We start from the raw sequence: 17360 nt of genomic DNA, 5'->3' as shown, positions 1-17360 counted from the left end.
GCGCAGTTAGCAACAAATTGCATAATATTTTCGAAACACCGCCTTCCCCTGTGGGCGCAGGCAAGCCAGCTCCCACCTTGTGTACCGAGCGCTGTCAGCTGATTTTGTGCAGATAAGCCGGCAATGGCTGTTCCGGCAGCACCGACAACACCTTCAAGCGTTGCAGCATGCGCTGGCGTGCCCGCTGCAAATGCTCACGCAAATTCAGCGCCGCCGCGTCATATGCACCGTGCAGCAGCAGCTCCAGAATCAAGCGGTGCTCGGCGAGCATGGCGGGATCGGCGCCGATCCCCAGTAACCGGTAGAAAATCCGGCTGATGATCATCGGGCTCTGGCCCTGGCGAATCAGCGCGGCGATCTTGCGGTTTTGCAGGCCGGCGAGGCAGCGCTGGTGCAAGTCCTCTTCGATCTGCTCAATGGCTTGCAGGCTGCACTGCGGGCTTTGCTGAGCATCCAGCACGCGCTGCAACATGGCTTCGAGCATGTCTCGGTCGAGGTTCGGCGCGCTCTGGCGCAGGGCTTCGGGTTCCAGGCAGGCTCGCAGTTCGTAGTCCTCGGTGACCTCGCGCGCGGTCAGCGGCCCCGCCAGCCATTGGGAGTAGGGTTCTTTTTCCACCAGGCCACGGTCGCGCAAGCGCATCAGTGCTTCACGCACCACGGCGCGGCTGACGCCGTAATGGTCGGCGGCGGCTTGCTCATCCAGGCGGTAATGACCGAAGGCAATGCAGGTGGACAACGCCGCGCCGATTTCCTCGACGATCCGTTCGCCGAGCGGCCGGGTGTCTACCAACTCGTCATCGCCGTTGAGGCCCAGGTGCGCATGGCTCAAGGGCAGGCGCAGCGGCTCCATGGCCAGGCCTTCGGGGTTGATCAGGTAGCCGCGGCCATTGAAGCGGCAGATCAGGCCTTCGTCGTGCAGCAGGTCCAGCGCCTTGCGCACCGGTACGCGGCTGGTGCCGAACAACTCGGCCAGCGGCGCTTCCAGCAAGACCAGCCCGTGGCGGGCGGTGCCGTTGACGATCGCATCCCGCAACAGCGTGTGAATCATCGCGTAACGGGAGGCCGAGGCGGACACTGCTTTCATCTGCTTCTCTAGGTAAAGAGTTGAAGGGCTTGTAGGAAAGTGGCCGGGGATTCTCTCATAGTTACCCCTGTCACTCTGCGCCACGGTGCTGGCACTTTTTTGGGGCCTTGGCCGTAACCTGTTACTTTTCTGCACCAAAATGTACTTATTAATAAAAGATACATTATTCAATTCAAGGCCTGTGCCCACGCCTTTGCCACTCTTTTTGGTTCCTACAAAACCATCTAGCCCGTAGCTAAAGGCCCGAAACTCGCTTGTGCACAAATGCCGGCAGCAAAGACTGGCACGAAAGCTGCCTTTGTAAAACGTACATTTTATTAATATGTACGTTTTGTGAGGTGCAGCTTGATGTCAGACGCCACATCAATGGCCGAAGCGTTCGCCAGCGGTCGCAGCGACCCGGTGCAAGTCCTCGAACAGGCGCTGCTGCACGCGAGCATGGCGCCCACAGTGTTTATTTCCCTGACGGCCGAGCGCGCCCGTCGCGAAGCTGAAGCTGCCGCCGCCCGTTGGCGTGCCGGGCAACCGTTGAGCGTGTTCGACGGTGTGCCGCTGGCCTGGAAGGACCTGTTTGATGTCGCCGGCAGCATCACGACCGCCGGCGCCGCTTACCGTCGCGAGGCGCCAGCGGCGTTGCTCGATGCGCCGAGTGTGGGCCTGTTGTGCCGCGCCGGGATGGTCAGTCTCGGCAAGACCAACCTCAGCGAACTGGCTTATTCCGGCTTGGGCCTGAACCCGCATTTCGGCACGCCGTATAACCCGAACGGCAGCGATCAACCGCGTATTCCCGGTGGCTCGTCATCCGGCTCGGCCGTCGCCGTGGCCGGCGGCATTGTGCCGATCGCCATGGGCACCGACACCGCCGGCTCGATCCGCATTCCGGCCGCGCTCAACGGCGTGGTGGGCTACCGCAGCAGCAGCCGACGCTACAGCCGCGACGGGGTATTCCCGCTGGCGCACACCCTCGACAGCCTCGGCCCGCTGACCCGCAGCGTGCGCGATGCACTGGTGATCGACGACCTGCTCAATGGCCGCGCGCAAACCCATGTTGCCCGCAGCCTCAAGGGGCAACGCTTTGTGCTGGAGCAAGGCGCACTGGAAGACATCGAACCGGCCGTACGCAATAACCTGCTGCGCGCCGTGGACCTCATCAAGGCCGCTGGCGCGCTGATCGAGGTGCGCCCGTCTGCCACCTTCCAGGCCACGCTCAACCTGATCAAGCAGGACGGCTGGCTCGGCTCATTCGAAGCCTTCGCGCTGCACGAGGCCTTGCTCGACAGCCGCGACGCCGACCTGCTCGACCCGCGCGTACGCCGCCGCCTCGAAGCTGCGCGTTCACTGCCCGCCAGTCAGTTGCTGCACCTGATCGACGCGCGCCGTCGCCTGCAGTACCAACTGGTCGACGAGCTCGACGGCGCCGTGCTGATTACCCCGACCGTTGCCCATGTCGCCCCCCCGTTGGCCCCGCTGGAAGCCGACGACGAACTGTTCGTGAAAACCAACCTCGCCACCCTGCGCCTGACCATGCCCGGCAGTCTGCTCGACATGCCTGGCGTGAGCCTGCCCAGCGGCCGCGATGCCCTGGGCCTGCCCACCGGGCTGCTGCTCAGTGCCCCGTCGGGAGAAGACGCACGCCTGTTGCGCGTGGCGTTGTCCGTCGAATCCGTAATGACTATTTAAGGAGACACATCATGGCTAAAGACATTCTCTGTGCATTTGGCGTCGACGTTGACGCCGTCGCCGGCTGGCTCGGTTCCTACGGCGGTGAAGACTCGCCGGACGACATCTCGCGCGGCCTTTTCGCCGGTGAAGTCGGCGCGCCGCGCTTGCTCAAATTGTTCGAACGCTATGGCCTGCGCACCACCTGGTTTATTCCCGGCCACTCGATGGAAACCTTCCCCGAGCAGATGAAGGCGGTGGCCGACGCCGGTCACGAAATCGGCGTGCATGGCTACAGCCATGAAAACCCGATTGCGATGACGGCCGAGCAGGAAGAAATCGTCCTGGATAAATCCATCGAGCTGATCACTCAGGTCACCGGCAAACGCCCCACCGGCTATGTCGCGCCGTGGTGGGAATTCAGCAAGGTCACCAACGAACTGCTGCTGAAAAAAGGCATCAAGTACGACCACAGCCTGATGCACAACGACTTCCACCCCTACTACGTGCGCAAGGGCGACAGCTGGACCAAGATCGACTACAGCCAGCACCCCGACACCTGGATGAAACCGCTGGTGCGCGGCGAAGAGACCGACCTGGTGGAGATCCCGGCCAACTGGTACCTCGACGACCTGCCGCCAATGATGTTCATCAAGAAAGCCCCCAACAGCCACGGCTTCGTCAACCCGCGCCACCTGGAAGAAATGTGGCGCGACCAGTTCGACTGGGTCTACCGCGAGCACGAACACGCCGTGTTCACCATGACCATTCACCCCGACGTGTCCGGTCGCCCACAGGTGCTGCTGATGCTCGAGCGCTTGATCGAACACATCCAGAGCCATGCCGGCGTGCGCTTCGTCACTTTCGACGAAATCGCCGACGACTTTATCCGCCGCCAACCGCGTTCCTGACCCTTAGCCCACACCCCCGAGGCGCGATTTATGTCCATCTACAACAAGCTTGACCTGACTGGCTGGAAACCCCGGCAACTGACGTCCCAGGAAGTGCGCTTCGCCACCTGGATCGCGTTTTTCGCCTGGGTGTTTGCGGTGTATGACTTCATCCTCTTCGGCACCTTGTTGCCGGAGATCGGCCGGCATTTCGGCTGGGGTGAGGTGGAGCAAGCTGAAATCGCGACCTGGGTGGCGGTGGGCACAGCGGTGGTTGCCTTTGCCATTGGCCCCGTCGTCGATAAGTTGGGGCGACGCAAAGGCATTATTTTCACCGTGGCCGGTTCCGCACTGTGCTCGGCACTCACCGCGATCGGTGGGGCGTGGGGCAAGTCGCCGCTGATTCTGATCCGCTCGTTGGGTGGCCTGGGCTATGCCGAGGAAACCGTCAACGCCACGTATTTGAGCGAGCTGTATGGCGCCTCTGAAGACCCGCGCCTGACCAAGCGGCGCGGGTTTATCTACAGCCTGGTGCAGGGCGGCTGGCCGGTCGGTGCGTTGATCGCCGCCGGGTTGACCGCGCTGCTGTTGCCGATCATCGGCTGGCAGGGTTGCTTCATCTTTGCCGCCATCCCGGCCATCGTGATTGCGATCATGGCGCGCAAGCTCAAGGAGAGCCCGCAGTTCCAGGTTCACCAGCGCATCAGCGAACTGCGTAAAAGTGGCGCGGTGAAAGAGGCGCAGAACGTCGCCGTGACCTACGGCGTGGACTATGACGAACACAGCAAGGCCGGCCTCAAAGCCGCCTTCCGTGGCCCGGCCCGCCGCGCCACGCTGGTGATCGGCGCCGCGCTGTTGCTCAACTGGGCGGCCATCCAGGTGTTCAGCGTGCTGGGGACTTCGGTGATCGTCAGCGTGCACCATATCTCGTTCGAGAACTCGCTGATCATCCTCGTGCTGTCGAACCTGGTGGGGTACTGCGGTTACCTGAGCCATGGCTGGATGGGCGACAAAATCGGCCGTCGCAATGTCATCGGTCTGGGCTGGATGCTCGGCGGCCTGGCGTTCGCCGGGATGCTGTTTGGGCCAAGCAATATGGCGATGGTGGTGGGGCTCTACAGCCTGGGCCTGTTCTTCCTGATCGGGCCGTACTCGGCGGCGCTGTTTTTTATCAGCGAGAGTTTCCCCACCAGCATCCGCGCCACCGGTGGCGCGATCATTCATGCCATGGGCCCGATTGGGGCGGTGGTGGCCGGTTTCGGCGCCACGCAGGTGTTGTCCGCCGGCAGCGACTGGCAGACCGCCGCGCTGTGGTTCGGCGCGCTGCCGTGCTTTTTGTCCGGTGCGCTGATGTTTGCCGCGCGCCATGTGCGCCCGGAAACCGTTCAGTGAGGAGTGTGAGATGAGCCGTAAAGTTGCCCTGATTACCGGTGCCGCCAGCGGCATCGGCCAAGCCCTGGCCGTGGCCTATGCGCGCAATGGCGTGGCGGTGGTTGGCGGGTATTACCCGGCCGATCCGCACGACCCGCACTCCACCGTAGCGCGGGTGGAAGAAGCCGGTGGTGAGTGCCTGATGCTACCGCTGGACGTGGGCGACACCGCCTCGGTAAACGCACTGGCCGCGCAAGCCGTGCAGCATTTCGGCCGCCTGGATTACGCGGTAGCCAATGCCGGGTTGCTGCGTCGCGCACCGTTGTCGGAGATGACCGATGCGTTGTGGAACGAGATGCTCAACGTCGACCTGACGGGGGTGATGCGCACCTTTCGCGCGGCCACCCGGCATATGGGCGAGGGCGGCGCGCTGGTAGCGATTTCGTCGATTGCCGGCGGCGTGTATGGCTGGCAGGAGCACAGCCATTACGCGGCGGCCAAGGCCGGCGTGCCGGGGTTGTGCCGGTCGCTGGCCGTGGAGTTGGCGCCATTGGGCATCCGTTGCAACGCGGTGATTCCGGGGTTGATCGAGACGCCGCAGTCGTTGGATGCGAAGAATTCGCTGGGGCCTGAGGGATTGGCGAAGGCGGCGCGGGCGATTCCGCTGGGCCGCGTAGGGCGGGCGGATGAGGTGGCCTCGCTGGTGCAGTTTTTGACCAGTGAGGCATCGAGTTATCTGACCGGACAAAGCATCGTCATCGACGGTGGCTTGACCGTGCGCTGGCCTGACTGACCGCACGCGGTGCAAAAAAATGTGGGAGCGGGCTTGCCTGCGATAGCGGAGTTTCAGCCCCACATGTACTGACTGATCCACCGCTTTCGCAGGCAAGCCAGCTCCCACAGGGACCGTGTTTGTTTTAGGAGATTTTGTATGCCTCAACTGAATAATCGACGCGCCGTCATCACCGGCGCCGGCAGCGGCATCGGTGCTGCCATCGCCCGTGCCTACGCCGCCGAAGGCGCGCGGCTGTTGCTGGCCGACCGCAACGCCGCCGGCCTTGCGGAAACCGCCATCACTTGCCGCAATCTCGGCGCCGAGGTGTTCGAGTGCCTGGCCGACGTCGGCACTGTCGAAGGCGCCCAGGCCAGTGTCGACCGCTGCGTCGAGCACTTCGGCGGCATCGATATTTTGGTCAACAATGCCGGCATGCTCACCCAGGCGCGTTGCGTCGACCTCTCCATCGAGATGTGGAACGACATGCTGCGCGTTGACCTCACCAGCGTGTTCATCGCCAGCCAGCGCGCCTTGCCGCACATGCTGGCGCAACGCTGGGGGCGGATCATCAATGTCGCCTCGCAGTTGGGCATCAAGGGCGGCGCTGAACTGACCCATTACGCTGCGGCCAAGGCTGGCGTGATCGGTTTCACCAAATCGCTGGCGCTGGAAGTGGCCAAGGACAATGTGCTGGTCAACGCCATTGCGCCCGGCCCAATTGAAACGCCATTGGTGGGTGGGATCAGCGACACCTGGAAGCAGGCCAAGGCGGCCGAGTTGCCCCTGGGCCGTTTCGGCCTGGCCGATGAGGTGGCGCCCACCGCCGTGCTGCTGGCCAGTGAGCCGGGCGGCAACCTGTTCGTGGGCCAGACGCTGGGCCCGAACTCCGGCGATGTCATGCCATGAGCGAGGTGTAACCATGTGCGGACTCTGCGGATTACTCGGCGAAGACCTGCACTGGAGCGATCCTTTGGGCGATGAATTGCCAAGACGCCGTGAACGCCTGCGCCGGATTGCGGCGATCAACCAGGTGCTGGCGGTGTTCCGGCTCAAGGTCGAAGACTTCCAGGGCGCGTCTTACCTGTTGTTGGGCGCCACCGGCAAGCAGGCATTGGCCAGTGGCCTGGATCAACTCTGGCAAGCGGCTGAAGGCATGCTCGGCCGCCCGCTGGATCCGCTGGATCCCCGCTTGCTTGATCACCTGGAGTCATCATGAGCATTGCCCTCAACGTCATCACCGGTTTCCTCGGCAGCGGCAAGACCACCTTGCTCCAGCGCCTGTTGCAGGGCGAAAGCCTGGGTGACACCGCGTTGCTGATCAACGAATTTGGCGATGTCGGCATCGATCACCTGCTGGTGGAAGAAGTTGCGCCGGACACCGTGCTGCTGCCCAGCGGCTGCGTGTGCTGTTCGATTCGCGGCGAGCTCAAAGATGCATTGCTCGGCCTGTTGCAACGGCGCGAGCGCGGTGAAATTCCGGCGTTCAAGCGGGTGATCCTGGAGACCACCGGCCTGGCCGATCCGGCGCCGATCCTGGCCACGCTGAACAACGATGTGCAACTGCGCGGGCGTTTTCACATCGGCCTGGTGATCACGCTGGTCGATGCCAGTCACGCCACGTTGCAAGAGCGCCTGCACCCGGAATGGCTGGCCCAGGTTGCGGCGGCCGACCGTTTGCTGCTGAGCAAGACCGACTTGGCCGGCGATTGTGAAGCACTGCGCGCGCACTTGCGGGCACTCAACGCGGGGACGCCGATTCTTGACACCCATAAGGTTCACAGCGGCGATCAGTTGCTGCTTGGCGAAGGCTTGCGCAGCGCCGAACCGGCCGTTGAAGTCAGCCGCTGGCAGCTGCATCAAACCACCACGGCCCGCCACGGCGCGGCGCAAGTATGCTGCCTGACCTTTGACCAACCGCTGGACTGGGTCGGTTTCGGGGTCTGGTTGTCGATGCTGTTAAGATGCCACGGCGAACGAATCCTTCGCGTCAAAGGACTGCTCAACGTGAACGCAAGCTCGGCTCCCATCGTCATTCATGGCGTGCAGCATTGCCTGCACGCCCCGGTGCACTTGCCCGCGTGGCCCGGCACCGACCGCCAGTCGCGGCTGGTGTTTATCCTGCGCGGCCTCGACCCGGCGCTGTTGCGGCGCTCGTTCGAGGTGTTCTCACGGCGCTTCGCAGCATGATCACATTACGTGTGCTCGGTACGTCCGTGACCCTGCTGGAATGCTTGCGCGTTCGCGCTGAAAAAGAGCTGGGTATTCGCCTGGTCTATCAGGTGCACGACGTGGCGCAGGCCCAGCGCATCGCCGTGATGCAGCCCGACAGCTACGACCTCTACGACCAATGGTTTCACAATGTTGATTTCGTCTGGCCGGCGCGGGCGATCCAGCCTATCGACACCCGGCGCATCGCCTTGTGGCACGAGATCAATGACTTGCCCAAGCGGGGTCGCTTGTCGGCCAATGACCGGTTGGGCAGCGGCAGCGTACCCAGCGAGCGCCTGTTCGTGCAGCACGACGGCAGCCTCGGCAGCAGCGTCACCGAGCGCATCAGCATGCTGCCGTTGACCCATAACGCCGACAGTTTTGCCTACCGCCCGGAGCGTTTGCCCGAAGGCTTCAGCCACGGCAATGAAAGCTGGGGCTGGCTGCTCGACCCGGCCTGGAGCGCGCGCACTGCGCTGCAAAGCGATGCCGCGATTGGCGCGCTGGATGCCGCATTGGCGGTGCAGGGGGCAGGGCTGGCGCAGTTCAGGGACATCGGCAATATGAGCATCGAAGAGATCGATGTACTGGCTGACATTCTGGTGCGCAAGCAGAAGGAGGGGCACTTTGCGGCGTTCTGGTCGGATGATGAAGAGGCCGCGCAGTTGATGCTGAGCCCCAGCATTGATATCCAGAGTCTGTGGTCGCCGACCCTGATGCGCTTGCACCGGGCAGGCGTGAAGTATCGGCTGGCGGTGCCCCGTGAAGGGTACCGCGGATGGTTTGGTGGGTTGTCGTTGTCGCGCCATGCCCAGGGGCCGGTGCTGGATGCGGCTTATGCTTATCTCAATTGGTGGTTATCCGGCTGGCCGGGGGCGGTGATGGCGCGTCAGGGCTATTACATCGGTAACCCGGCGCGCACCCGCGATCATTTGAGCAGCGCCGAGTGGGATTACTGGTATGCCGGCAAGCCCGCCCGTGAGGAGCTGCTCGGCAGTGATGGCTTGCCGTTGATCGACGTCGGCGAGGTGCGCGATGGTGGCTCCTATGAGCAGCGCATGGGCCACATTGCGGTGTGGAACTCGGTGATGGATGAGCACAATTATCTGGTGCGGCGGTGGGGGGACTTCATGCGCGCACGTGTGTGATCAGTACGCCCCCGTCATTCCCTCAGGGGCAATGCCCCTGCAGCCCTCCAAGCCAAGCGTTTGCCGCCAATAAACTGACAGGCACATCCCCGTCCCTGTTGGGTGTACATATCCCAGCCCCCAGCTAATCTGCTTGAACCAACCATTCATTAAAAACGGATGTTTTTTTGACGCCAGGTCAGCAGCCGCCAGGAATGCGTATGACAAAGGGACGGATCGGCACAGAGAGGCGCGTGCTGCCAGAGGCCACGGCAATGAAGTGGCGCCACACATTTCAGACCCGCATTGCCGGGGTGTTGGCGCTATTGCTGCTGGTGGTCGTGGCCGCGACCTACTTCGCCGTCAAGGCCGCCACCACCCGCGCCGTGGAGAACCAGGCCCAGGTTCAGCTCAGCACCGGCAGCCAAGTGTTCGAACGTTTGCTCGACCTGCGCGGGCGTCGTCTGCAATACGGGCTGGATTGGCTCACCGCCGACGGCCCCTTCAAACTGGCGGTCGCCGAGGGCAACCCCGAAACGGTGATGGCCGCGCTGCAACGGCATGGTACCGGCCTGCGTTCCAGCGAAGTGTTTGTGCTGGGCCTGGATGGCAAGGTGATGGTCAGTACCTTGCCGGTGCTGACACACGGCCAGCTATTCCCATACGACGAGGCCTTGCGTCATGCGCGACGCAGCGGCTTGCAGATGCTTATCGTCGCGATGGACGGCCAGCCCTATCTGCTTGTGCAGGATGTCGTCCTCGACCCGCAGCCCATCGCCCGCGTGGTGATGGGCTTTCCCATGGACAAGCTGTTCGCCAACGAACTGCGTTCCATGAGCAACCTTGAAGTGTCGTTCCTCAGCGTGCAGAACGGCCAGGTCGGCGAGTTGTTCAGCACCCAGCCAGAGGCCTATCGGGCCACCATTATCGATACGCTGCACCAGGCGCCCCTCAACCCCGATGCGCAGATCAACCTGTTCTATGGGCAACGCGTGCTCAGCCAGGTGCTGCCGCTGGCCAACACCGGCGAGGGCGATGAGGTGCGCGTGTTGCTGCAGAGCCCGCTGGACCATGCGCTTGAGTCTTTTGCGCCGCTGGACCGGCAGTTCCTCGGCATCGCCCTGGCGGTGTTGTTGGTGTCGCTGGCCGCCGCGTTGTTGCTGGCGCGCCGCGTGTCACGCCCGCTCAACGCCCTGGTGGAAGCGGCCGAGCGGATTGGGGCCGGTGATTATCGAACACCGGTACGGGTGCGCAGTCACGATGAATTCGGCTTGCTGGCCCAGGCCTTCAATGCAATGCAAAGCGGCATCGCCGTGCGCGAGCGGCAGCTGGCCCATAACGCCCTGCATGATCCGCTCACCGGCCTGCCCAATCGCGCGTTGGCCATGGAGCGCCTGGGCAGTGCGATCAGTGCACAGCGCCCGGTGGTGTTGCTGTACCTGGGGATTGAAAATTACCGGGTGATCAACGAAGGCTTCGGGCCGCAGGGCGTGGAAGAAATGTTGCGTGAGGCCAGCCGGTGCCTGTCCATGTGCCTGTTGGCCAGTGACACCGCCGCGCGGATCGCCGGCAGCGAGTTTTTGCTGTTGCTGGAAAACACCGAGATCGATCGCGCGGTCGCCCGCGCCGACCGCCTGTATGCGCTGCTCACCGAGCCCCAGCGCATCGGCAACGACGAAGTGCGGCATGAAGTCAGCATCGGCATTGCCGCCTACCCGGCCGACGGCCAGCAGGTCGAAGAATTGATCAGCCGCGCCGCCATCGCCCGGCATGATGCGGCGAGCCTGTCCGGGCATCTGCAGATCTACCAGCAAGACCGCGACCTGGCGCACCAGCGCCAGATCACGCTGATCCGCGACCTGCGCCGCGCGGTCGTCGAAGGCGAATTGTTCCTGTGCTACCAGCCCAAACTCGACCTCATTCATGGCCACGTACGCCAGGCGGAAGCCTTGCTGCGCTGGCAGCATCCGACGCTGGGCCAGGTGTCGCCCGCCGAATTCATTCCCTTGGCCGAACGCACCGGCAGCATGCGCAGCATGACGCTGTGGGTGATCGAGGAGGCGATCCGGCAGATCGCCGAGTGGGCAGGGCGCGGTTTGCACATTCAACTGTCGGTCAACATTTCGGTGGACGACCTGGCCGATGACGACCTGGCCATTCGCGTCACCGCCTTGCTGATGCAATACGGCGTCGCGGCGCAGCAACTGACCTTCGAGATCACCGAGAGCGCGATCATGCACAACCCGCAACAGGCGCTCAGCGTGCTGGAGCAATTGCGCAGCTGTGGTATCAGCCTGTCGGTGGACGACTTCGGCACCGGCTATTCATCCCTGGCGCAGTTGCAGCGTTTGCCGGTGCAGGAATTGAAGATCGACCAGTCGTTCATCCGCAACCTCGACAGCGCCAGCGGAGACGGCGTGATTGTGCGTTCGACCATCGAAATGAGCCACAACCTGGGGCTCAAGGTGGTGGCCGAAGGTGTGGAGTTCGAGCCCAGCCTGAAGCTGCTCAGGCAGTGGAAGTGCGACACGGCGCAGGGTCACCTGATCAGCAAGCCGTTGAATGCCATGGCGTTTGAGATGTGGATGCGGCGAGAGCGGGTTGCCCTGTAAACCCCCTCGCCTGAACACCCCTGAACCCTGTGGGCGCGGGCTTGCCCGCGATGGCGGCGTGGCAGTCAAAAAATCTGTTTCTGTTGCACCGCCATCGCAGGCAAGCCAGCTCCCACATTGAGTGAACATGGGCACAAAAAAAGGCGGCTACCCATCAGGTAGCCGCCTTTGTTTTACCGCGGGTTAACACTTAGTCCGGCAGTTTGAACGCCATCACATAGTCACCCTGCTTGGTGCCCAGCGAGCCGTGACCGCCAGCCATGACCAGCACGTACTGCTTGCCGTCCTTGCCGGTGTAGGTCATCGGTGTGGTTTGCGCGCCTGCTGGCAGGCGGCCTTCCCACAGCTGCTTGCCGTTTTTCACGTCATAGGCACGCAGGTACTGGTCGAGGGTGCCGCTGAGGAAGGACACGCCACCGGCGGTGGTGAATGTCCCGCCCAGGCTAGGCACGCCCATGGTCAGCGGGATTGGAACCGGCGAGCTGTCGCGCACGGTGCCGTTCTTGTGCATCCAGATGGTCTGGTGGTTGGTCAGGTCGACCGCCGCCACATAACCCCACGCCGGAGCCTGGCACGGCAGACCCAAAGGCGACAGCAGCGCTTCGAGGATCACGCCGTACGGCGCGCCTTTGTTCGGCTGTACGCCTTCGGTTTCGCTGACGCGTGGACCTTGCTTGGCAATGTCGGCAGCCGGGATCAGTTTCGATTTGAACGCCATGTAGCTCGGGTTCACGAAGGCAATCTGGCGAACCGGGTCTACGGAAATGCCACCCCAGTCGAACACGCCGAAGTTGCCTGGGTAAACGATCGAGCCTTGCAGCGATGGCGGGGTGAACGGGCCGTCGTAGCGCATGGATTTGAAATCGATCCGGCACAGCATCTGGTCAAACGGTGTCACGCCCCACATGTCGCGTTCTTTCAACGGCGGCGGCATGAAGTTCAGGTCGGACTTCGGTTGGGTAGGGGAGGTGTGATCACCGGCCACTGCGCCTTGCGGTACAGGGATTTCGTTGATCGGCACCACAGGCTGACCGTTGGTGCGGTCCAGCACGTAGATGCTGCCTTGCTTGGTCGAAGCCATTACCGCTTGCTTGACGCCCTGTGCGGTCTTGATGTCGATCAGGCTAGGCTGGCCGCCCACGTCCATGTCCCACAGGTCATGGTGAGTGAACTGGAAGGTCCACTTCACGTGGCCGCTGTCGATGTCCAGAGCAGTCAGGCCGGCGCTGTATTTTTCCGAATCTTCGGTACGGTCGCCGCCGTATTGGTCAGGCATCTGGTTGCCCATCGGCAGGTAGAGCATGCCGAGTTTTTCATCGACGCTGAACATGGACCACATGTTCGGCGAGTTGCGGGTGTAGGTCTTGCCCTCGGCCAACGGGGTGGTGTCGTCCGGGTTGCCGCTGTCCCAGTTCCACACCAGCTTGCCGGTGTGCACGTCGAACGCGCGGATCACGCCGCTAGGCTCGTCGGTGGAAACGTTGTCGGTCACGTGACCGCCGATCACGACCAGGTTCTTGGTCACGGCCGGTGGCGAGGTGGAGTAGTAACCGCCTGGGGCGAAGCTGCCGATATTGGCACGCAGGTCGACCTGGCCTTTGTCACCGAAGTCTTCACACATTTTGCCGGTGTCGGCATCCAGGGCGATCAGACGGGTGTCGGCAGTCGGTACGAAAATGCGTTTCGGGCAGACGGCGCTGACCGGAGCGGTGCTGGCACTGCCGGTAGGGCTTTGCTCGGAAGCGTACACGGCGTCATCGTGATACGACACGCCACGGCAGGTCATGTGCGCCCAACCTTTGAAGTTCGCGGCACCTTCGGTGCTGATCTTCGGGTCGAAACGCCAGATTTCCTTGCCGGTGTCCGGGTCCAGGGCGATCACCTGGCTGTGCGGCGTGCACACATAGAGCATGCCGTTGACTTTCAGCGGGGTGTTTTCTGCGGTGGTTTCACCGGGATCGCCTGGGCCAGGGATGTCGCCGGTGCGGAAGGTCCACGCCGGTACCAGCTTGTGGGCGTTTTCCGGGGTGATCTGCGCCAGTGGCGAGTAACGATCACCGAAGGCCGAACGACCGTAGGAGTTCCAGTCGCCATCGGCCTGGGCCGGTGCAGCGCTGGCCATGCCAGGCACGGCGTCGCGGTCGAGCTGACCGGTCTTGACCATTTCACCCGGGTTGGTGAATTGGCTGGCCAGGGCGGCAGCGCCCGCCAGCACCACGGCCACGCTCAGCGCGCCAGTGCCCAGCGGCGCAGGCTGGCCGCGCAGCAACGGACGGCGAAACCACGGCAGCAGCAAGACGATGCCCAAGGCGAACAGCAGGGCCAGGCGCGGCACCAGTTGCCACCAATCCAGGCCGACTTCCCACAGTGCCCACACGGTGCTGGCGAACAGCACCAGTGCGTACAGACCCAGCGCAGCGCGGCGGGTGGCCAGCAGCAAAACGCCGGTGAGGGCGATGCCAATACCGGCCAGCAGGTAGTACAGCGACCCGCCGAGCATGCTCAGCTTGACGCCGCCGGCCAGCAAGGCCAGCCCCATGATCAGCAGCAAGATCCCCAGCAGCCTGGGCAGCAGGCGGCTTGGGCTTGAAGCACCATCAGTGCTCATAGTGTGTTTCTCCGTGACGTTGGAATTATGTAACCCCGTGCTTCACTGTAGATGACGATTCGGCGCGGGCTTGGTTCAGCGTTAATTTGGTTTTTCTGGGGATAAGAGGGTTATCCACAGGCGGGCGATTTATTCCCGTGCGCAGGTCGGTATAAGACAGCGCTGTCTCTGAAGAGGGGTAAGTTCGGCAAGGTGGGATCGACCGCAGGCATGAAACGTTTCAGTTTGTTGCGGCAAGGATAAAGCGCCTTCTCGAATTGAGAAAGGCTAAATCGAGAGATGCATCATTTCAGTTCTGGTAACAGTGACAGAACGTCGCTGCAAAAATGGCTGCGCAACCCCAATTCCCAAGTTGGATTGAGAGGGTGGCGTGCTGGTTTGTCGTGGCGAGCGGGCTTGCCCCGCGTTGGGGCGCGAAGCGGCCCTGATCAATGAGAAATGCGGTGTATCAGGTACAGCTCATTGACTGATTTCAGGGCCGCTTCGCGGCCCAACGCGGGGCAAGCCCGCTCGCCACAGGAAGCACTTTTGCTACAAAACCGATCCCAAAGGGGGCGTCAGAAAGTGGTACGCACACCAAATTGCACACTGCGCCCCGGCGCCGGTGCGATATCGCGCAGGATCGAGCTGGCATAGCGCACGGTCTGGTTGGTCAGGTTTTCGCCATTGACGAACGCCAGCCACTGACTGGCGCCGACGTTGAAGTGATAACCCGCGCTCGCGCCCAGGGTGGTGTAGCCATCGGTACCGCTCTCGTTACTCGGCACACGCCCCTGGCCTGCCGCATGTTCGACGTCGATCCGCGCCTGCCAGCGGTCCAGTTCCCACAGCAAACCGCTGTTCAAGCGCAGCGGCGCGATACGCGGCAAGGCTTCGCCGGTGTCCAGGTTGGTTGCGCGGGTGTAATCGCCTGACAGCTCCAGCGCAAACTTGCCGTAGGCACTTTCGCCGAGTTTCCAGTGATCCTGGGCTTCGAAACCTGCGAAACGTGCACGCACGCCCGAGTACCTGTACTCAGGGATGCCGCCCGCGTCCTCTTCGCCGTCATCGTTCAGCGTACGTCCGGTGCCCAGCAGCCCGATGTAATTGGAGAAGCGGCTGTAGAACACCCCGAAGCTGCCCTTGTGGGTGCCATTGTCGAAACGCAGCGCCAAGTCGCTGGACACGGCTTTTTCTTTTTTCAGGTTGGCATCGCCCAACTCATAAGTGCCGGTGGCGACGTGGGCACCGTTGGCGTACAGCTCGTAAAAGGTCGGCGCGCGCTCGGTGTAGCCCAGGGTTGCGGCCAGCGACCAGACCGGCGTGAGCCTGTACACGGCGCCGGACGACAGGCTGCCGGCGGTGAAGTCATTGGTTTTATCCGCATTGGCGAAGCGCGCATTGCCCTTGGCGTCCGGGTCGACGCTGGTGTGTTCCAGGCGAGCGCCGAGGCTGAGTTTGAGGCGCTCGGTGGCCTGCATGTCTTCGAAGATAAACAGGGCGCCGGCGTTGGTGTCGGTCTGCGGCACGAAGGCTTCTTCGCCCAGGGCCGAGAATTCGTTGCGGGTCACTTGCGCGCCGACCACGCCATCGAATGGGCCAATCGGCTGATGACGAGCTTCTACGCGCGCCTCGTAACCCTTGTTCTTGAACACCGTGCCGGTTTCGCCGCCTTCGATTTCGCGGTGTTCGTAGTCGGTGTAGCCCGCGTCGAGTTTCACCGAGGTGAACGGGCCCTGCAGGTTGCGGATTTCGGAGGCGAAGGCGTAGTGATCCTGCTTCATGCGGATGCGCACGTCCTGCTCGGCAGGTGAGCCGTAGTTTGCATCGTAGTTGCTGTAGGACAGGCCGGCGTAGCCGTCGTCCCAGGTGTAGGAACCACCCACCGCGCCACCGTCCTGGCGCCCGTCGCTGTTGCCCAGGCGGCCGTTTTTACCGGGGCCATCTTCGGTGTCCGGGGCGTGGCGGCTGCGCGCAAAACCGGGGATTTTCAGGTCGTTGAATTCCCGCGCGTTCGCGTCCAGGTGCAAGGCGAAGGAGCCGTTGCCGGCCTCCAGTTTGCCGGCGCTGCTGCGGGTGGTGTCGGCGCCGCCGTAGCGCAATTCACCGGCACCGTGGATGCCTTCGATGGCTTCGGTGGGGATGCGGTTGTCGAAGGTGTTGACCACGCCGCCAATGGCGCTGCCGCCGTACAGCAGGGCGGCCGGGCCGCGCACGATTTCAATGCGCTCGACGTTGACCGGGTCCAGCGGCACGGCGTGGTCGTAGGACAGTGACGAGGCGTCCAGCGCGCCCACGCCGTTGCGCAGGATACGAATGCGGTCGCCATCCTGGCCACGAATGATCGGCCGGCTGGCACCCGGGCCGAAGTAGGACGAGGACACGCCCGGTTGCTTGTTCAGGGTTTCGCCGAGGCTGCCTTTTTGTTGCAGGGTCAGGTCATCACCTTCCAGCACTGTGGTCGGTGAGGCGAGCTGTTCGCTGCCCAATGGATTGCCGGTGATGACTTGGGGTTGCAGTTCCAGGGCGTGGGCTTCGGAGCAGATCAGCGCAGCGGCGGCAAGAGGGGTCAAGCGCCAGAGAGAAGAGAGGGACATCGAACATTCCTTGGCAAAACGGCACAAAAAAGAGAAGGCTGAAACGGTATCGGGTCAGTTACTTTTGATATTTATCGTTACAATATAACATCTCTTTTTTCGCTGAAAAGGGGAACTTTTCTCCAGGGTCTATATTCAATGCAGTGCTTCCACCTGTACGCCCCGTCGGCTAAGGTGCGCGGCTGTGTTTCCTCTTAGTGCAAAAGGCCCGGCATGACCGCGACAAGCAACGACCCGCTCCACGGTGTGACCCTGCAACACGTCCTCACCACCCTGGTGGAACACTACGAATGGGCAGGCCTGGCCGAACGCATTGATGTGCGCTGCTTCAAGAGCGATCCGAGCATCAAGTCGAGCCTGACGTTCCTGCGCAAAACCCCATGGGCGCGGGAGAAAGTCGAAGGGTTGTACGTGAAGCTGATGCGTACCAAACGCCCACTGGACTGAGCC

13 protein-coding genes are annotated in these 17360 nt (G+C 62.8%); 10 read left to right on the top strand and 3 right to left on the bottom strand.

Going from position 1 to position 17360, the window contains the following annotated elements:
• Positions 1-94: 94 nt before the first annotated feature.
• On the bottom strand, positions 95-1084 hold the full coding sequence (locus AC19YS_RS19725; protein ID WP_106579455.1) for a GntR family transcriptional regulator: 990 nt from the start codon (positions 1082-1084) through the stop codon (positions 95-97).
• 348 nt (positions 1085-1432) lie between these two features.
• Between AC19YS_RS19725 and AC19YS_RS19720 the strand changes: the two genes are divergently transcribed.
• The 9 genes from AC19YS_RS19720 (at position 1433) to AC19YS_RS19680 (ending at position 11726) form a co-directional block, all read left to right on the top strand.
• Positions 1433-2764: an amidase gene (locus AC19YS_RS19720; RefSeq protein ID WP_124416515.1), complete on the top strand. Its 1332-nt coding sequence runs from the start codon at positions 1433-1435 to the stop codon at positions 2762-2764.
• 11 nt (positions 2765-2775) lie between these two features.
• Positions 2776-3654 carry a polysaccharide deacetylase family protein gene (locus AC19YS_RS19715; RefSeq protein WP_034096065.1) on the top strand — a complete coding sequence of 293 codons (879 nt, stop codon included), beginning with the start codon at positions 2776-2778 and terminating at the stop codon, positions 3652-3654.
• Between the two features lie 30 nt (positions 3655-3684).
• The gene (locus tag AC19YS_RS19710; RefSeq protein ID WP_106579452.1) at positions 3685-5025 is read left to right on the top strand and encodes an MFS transporter; all 1341 of its coding nucleotides are present in this window, start codon (positions 3685-3687) and stop codon (positions 5023-5025) included.
• A 10-nt stretch (positions 5026-5035) separates the two neighbouring features.
• Entirely contained in the window at positions 5036-5797 is a 762-nt protein-coding gene (locus AC19YS_RS19705; protein WP_500602458.1) for an SDR family NAD(P)-dependent oxidoreductase, read from the top strand.
• A 138-nt stretch (positions 5798-5935) separates the two neighbouring features.
• Positions 5936-6685, top strand: a complete 750-nt coding sequence (locus AC19YS_RS19700; RefSeq protein ID WP_119738553.1) for an SDR family NAD(P)-dependent oxidoreductase — start codon at positions 5936-5938, stop codon at positions 6683-6685.
• Between the two features lie 13 nt (positions 6686-6698).
• Entirely contained in the window at positions 6699-6995 is a 297-nt protein-coding gene (locus AC19YS_RS19695) for a hypothetical protein (RefSeq protein WP_106579449.1), read from the top strand.
• A complete protein-coding gene (locus AC19YS_RS19690) occupies positions 6992-7966 on the top strand; it encodes a CobW family GTP-binding protein (RefSeq protein ID WP_500602457.1) in 975 nt (324 codons plus the stop codon). The genes AC19YS_RS19695 and AC19YS_RS19690 overlap by 4 nt, the downstream gene beginning before the upstream one ends.
• The gene (locus tag AC19YS_RS19685) at positions 7963-9135 is read left to right on the top strand and encodes an ABC transporter substrate-binding protein (RefSeq protein WP_106579447.1); all 1173 of its coding nucleotides are present in this window, start codon (positions 7963-7965) and stop codon (positions 9133-9135) included. The genes AC19YS_RS19690 and AC19YS_RS19685 overlap by 4 nt, the downstream gene beginning before the upstream one ends.
• A gap of 254 nt (positions 9136-9389) precedes the next feature.
• Positions 9390-11726 carry a putative bifunctional diguanylate cyclase/phosphodiesterase gene (locus tag AC19YS_RS19680; RefSeq protein WP_200624570.1) on the top strand — a complete coding sequence of 779 codons (2337 nt, stop codon included), beginning with the start codon at positions 9390-9392 and terminating at the stop codon, positions 11724-11726.
• 190 nt (positions 11727-11916) lie between these two features.
• Here AC19YS_RS19680 and AC19YS_RS19675 read toward each other — a convergent pair whose 3' ends face one another.
• Both AC19YS_RS19675 and AC19YS_RS19670 read right to left on the bottom strand, forming a co-directional pair.
• A complete protein-coding gene (locus AC19YS_RS19675; protein WP_106579445.1) occupies positions 11917-14334 on the bottom strand; it encodes a glucose/quinate/shikimate family membrane-bound PQQ-dependent dehydrogenase in 2418 nt (805 codons plus the stop codon).
• A gap of 557 nt (positions 14335-14891) precedes the next feature.
• On the bottom strand, positions 14892-16910 hold the full coding sequence (locus AC19YS_RS19670) for a TonB-dependent receptor (RefSeq protein WP_500602456.1): 2019 nt from the start codon (positions 16908-16910) through the stop codon (positions 14892-14894).
• A gap of 213 nt (positions 16911-17123) precedes the next feature.
• Between AC19YS_RS19670 and AC19YS_RS19665 the strand changes: the two genes are divergently transcribed.
• Positions 17124-17357: a VF530 family protein gene (locus AC19YS_RS19665; protein ID WP_048720273.1), complete on the top strand. Its 234-nt coding sequence runs from the start codon at positions 17124-17126 to the stop codon at positions 17355-17357.
• The last annotated feature ends 3 nt before the right edge of the window (positions 17358-17360 follow it).

The organism is Pseudomonas sp. MF08831, assembly GCF_059862645.1.
This window is presented reverse-complemented; position numbering and strand designations above follow the sequence as displayed.